The organism is Actinomycetota bacterium (assembly GCA_036280995.1).
GTDB lineage: Bacteria > Actinomycetota > CALGFH01 > CALGFH01 > CALGFH01 > CALGFH01.
Window position 1 is genome coordinate 1 of record DASUPQ010000853.1, and the last position, 3,521, is coordinate 3,521.

The 3,521-nt window shown below is 67.4% G+C and carries 5 protein-coding genes; all 5 read left to right on the top strand.

The features are described 5' to 3' along the window. Nucleotides 1-266: 266 nt before the first annotated feature. A complete protein-coding gene (locus tag VF468_28615) occupies nucleotides 267-1,742 on the top strand; it encodes a hypothetical protein (GenBank protein HEX5882249.1) in 1,476 nt (491 codons plus the stop codon). A gap of 100 nt (nucleotides 1,743-1,842) precedes the next feature. Next, a complete protein-coding gene (locus VF468_28620) occupies nucleotides 1,843-2,211 on the top strand; it encodes a hypothetical protein (protein HEX5882250.1) in 369 nt (122 codons plus the stop codon). Between the two features lie 58 nt (nucleotides 2,212-2,269). Next, a complete protein-coding gene (locus VF468_28625; GenBank protein ID HEX5882251.1) occupies nucleotides 2,270-2,854 on the top strand; it encodes a DUF305 domain-containing protein in 585 nt (194 codons plus the stop codon). Nucleotides 2,855-2,968: 114 nt separating this feature from the next. Then, nucleotides 2,969-3,313, top strand: coding sequence for a BlaI/MecI/CopY family transcriptional regulator (locus VF468_28630; GenBank protein HEX5882252.1), 345 nt, complete (start codon nucleotides 2,969-2,971; stop codon nucleotides 3,311-3,313). Beyond that, a partial coding sequence (locus tag VF468_28635) for a hypothetical protein (GenBank protein HEX5882253.1) occupies nucleotides 3,310-3,521 on the top strand: 212 nt, incomplete at its 3' end. The genes VF468_28630 and VF468_28635, both read left to right, overlap by 4 nt.

A 3,521-nucleotide genomic window follows, 5' to 3' on the forward strand; every position in this document is an offset into this window, starting at 1 on the left:
CTCGCCCTTGCCGACCTCCACCGACACGTCGTCGAGAGCGATGACCTCGTTCCCATAGGTCTTGCTGACATGATCGAGCTTGATCACGGTTGCCGACCTTTCGGTGCAGCTCAGGGTTAGCCATCCATCAACTGGCGAGCGACATCGTCCTTGGTACGACATGCCGTCGCAACCGGCTCAGTGGTCGAAGGAGCCCATCCGCCGAGATCAGGACAGGACGAACGACTCAAACGGGATTGACTCATCGGACGGCTGGGGCGACGATCGTGGGCGGCAGCCCGCCGAAAGGGGGCTTCTCTTGGCGGTTTAGGCTGCTCCGTCGGCTCAGCCCACGCTCCCTGCCGTTGGGGATGAGGAGGCACGCCATGCGACGTCGAAGCCGATCCCTTTGCCTCGGGCTACTACTGGTTGTCAGTCTGCTGCTGGCGGCGATGCCGGCTCAGGCCGGCCACGAAACCGACCCGCACACCAAGAACCTCCGGCCAATCGGTCATACCGACGACAACCGGCCAGTGACCAGCTTCTTCGATCCGTTCTTCACTGACGTCGCCTTCTGGGGCAAGTTCGCTGTGCAGGGCATCTGGTTCGGCGGGTTCCGCGTCATCGACATCTCCTCCCCCACCCGGCCCAGAGTGCTTTCGGAGGTGGACTGCGGCGCCTTTCAGGGGGACGTCGGAGTGTGGGGCGACTTGGTCTTCCGCTCGGTCGACGCGCCGGTCGCGGCAACCACTCCCGAGGAGACCTGTGACGCCCCCTTGGCCGAGGCAGGGTTCGAGGGCATCCAGATCTTCCGGGTCGATGACCCCGCCCACGCCAGCGCCGACGACCTCATCACGGCCGTCGGGACCGACTGCGGCTCCCACACCCACACGGTCGTTCCCGACCCCAAGCACCACCGGGTCCTGATCTATGTCGCCAACAGCGGCACCGAGCCGGCCTACGGCCCGGATCCGAACTTCGGCAACCAGTGCAGCGAGACCCACGGCAAGTTCCAGATCATCGAGGTCCCGCTAAAGGCGCCTGAGCGGGCCCGCGTGATCCGCGACGTGACCCTGGGCCCGGCCGGCGGCCCACCGGTAGCCAACTCCTGCCACGACATCGGGGTGCTGATGAACGGTCACCGGCGCCTGGCCGTCTGCGCCGGCGAGGTGGCCACGGTCCACGACATCACCAACCCCGCGCGGCCCAGGTTCGTCACCAGCTTCACCACCCAAGGCGTGACCAGCTGGCATTCGGCAGCGCTCAGCTGGGATGGCCGGGTCACCGTCATGGGCTGGGAGCCTGGCGGCGGCGTGGCGCCCGAATGCGAAGCTTCCGACCCGGACCTCAACAAGAGCGTGTTCTTCTTCGATACCTTCAGCGGGGAACTGCTCGGCACCTGGGTGCTGCCCCGACCCCAATCGGCAGTGGAGAACTGCACCATCCACAACTACAACGTCGTCCCCACCGGCAAGCGGGACGTGCTGGTGATGGGCAACTACCAGGCCGGCACCTGGGTGGTCGACTTCACCAATCCTCGCCATGCCCGCACGGTGGCCTGGTCCGATCCGCCACCGCTGGACCCCGCCAACCTCACCCTCGGCGGCGCATGGGGGAGCTACTGGTACAACGGCTCCATCTACGAGACCAACATCACCGAAGGCCTCAACATCTTCCGCCTCCGGAGCCGCGTGACCGCCGGCGCCAGGCGACTCCCCTTCCTCAATCCGCAGTCCCAGGTCGGACGAGTCAAGGTGGACTAGTAGGTATCGGTCAACGACCGGTATCGGCGGGTGGCGGACCCGCCGGCAGTCCGCATGGGATGCGCAACCCGCCGATACCGGCTAGGCTCGCGCGATGCGAGTGTCACGACTGATCATCGTCGGGCTCTCGGGCCTGGTTGCCATGCACATCTTCATGCTGGCGGGCCATGGCCACGGGCATGACCCCTTCGCCGGTATGCGAGGCGTTGCCGCTCATTCCTCGACGGCGACACCCCCGTCACTCACGACGGCGACCGACGGGGACAAGGACGGCGCCGGCATGCATCTGGAGATGACGGTCGCCTGCCTCGCCGTGGTGGCCGGGCTGCTCCTCTTGCAACCGAAGCAGCGCCGCCAGACCGCTCCCAGCCTCGTCGACGAGCGCGGTCCCATCCGGTATCCGGCCCGGGCCGACCCGGGCCGACCCCGCATGCGATCACTTGAGGAGCTCTGCATCTCGCTGACGTGAGCGGGCAGCCGGACCAAGCTGCCCGCAACTCGCATCGCGAGATCACAGGGAGCACCCCATGCGACGGATCTTGCTCGTGCTGGCCGCTGCCTTCCTGCTGGCCGCCTGCAACCAGGGCGGAGGGGACCAGGGACAGGGCACCGGGCCGGCCGAGGCGGCGCCAAGCGACGCCGACGTCAGCTTCACTCAGAACATGATCCCCCACCACCAGCAGGCCATCGAGATGGCCAAGCTGGTGGACACTCACACCGACCGGCCCGAGCTCCGCCAGCTCGCCGACAGCATCGTGAGCAGCCAGAGTCAGGAGATCACCCAGATGGAAGGCTGGCTGCGCAGCTGGGGCAAGCCTACGACACCATCCGCAGGTCACGGCGGCCACGGCGACACCGAGATGCCAGGCATGATGAGCGAGGCCGAGATGCGCCAGCTCATGGAGTCCACCGGCACCGACTTCGACCTGGCGTTCGTCGAGATGATGGCCGCACACCGCCGGGGCGCCATCGACATGGCCAACACCGAGCTCTTGGACGGCTCGCTGCCCGAGGTCACACGACTCGCCCAGCAGATCGTCGACACCCAACAGAACGAGATCGACCAGCTCCTGGAGTGGAAGACGGAGTGGTCGGCCGCCGGTATCGGGTAACCGACGTGGGAGGAGGGCGCCCACCCCCCGGCGTCCTCCTCCCCGCCACACCAGGTAGGCTCTTGCCCAGACTGGCGCAGCGAGGGCACGAGGAGATCGATGACCAGGCGGTCGATGGGTGAGCTGGAACGCGCAGTCATGGACGTCCTTTGGGATCAGGGCGGCTGGCTCACGCCCGGTGAGGTACATCAGCGCCTACAAGACCCGCCCGCGTATACCACCGTCATGACCATTCTGGTACGCCTCTGCGACAAGGGCCGGGTCGAGCGTCACCGTGACGGGCGGGCCTACGCCTACCACCCGGTAATCACCCGCGAGCAGTACGTGGCGGCTCGCATGGAGGACCTGTTGGCCGATAGCCGGGACCGGTCGGCGGTGTTCAGCCACTTCCTGGCCGGCATGGACCCGGCCGACCGTGCCCAGCTCCGCCGGCTCCTCAACCGCTACCGCGCACCATGACGCTGCTGCTCCTGCTCAGCGGGTTGGGTCTGCTCGGCCTGCCGGCCTGCGCACGTCCGCTGGGACGCCGGCTCCCGCCGGCCGAGTGGACCAGAGTCTGCGCCGGGCTGCTCGCGGCCGGGGCCATCGTCGTCGAAGCAAGCCTGGCCCTCCAGGCCGCTCCAACCATGCTCCGGACCGTGGGTCTGGAGGACATCGCCGACATGTG

Coding starts and splice junctions, on each gene's coding strand:
- VF468_28625 (HEX5882251.1), top strand. CDS start 2,270: ATGCGACGGATCTTGCTCGTGCTGGCCGCTGCCTTCCTGCTGGCCGCC.
- VF468_28630 (HEX5882252.1), top strand. CDS start 2,969: ATGGGTGAGCTGGAACGCGCAGTCATGGACGTCCTTTGGGATCAGGGC.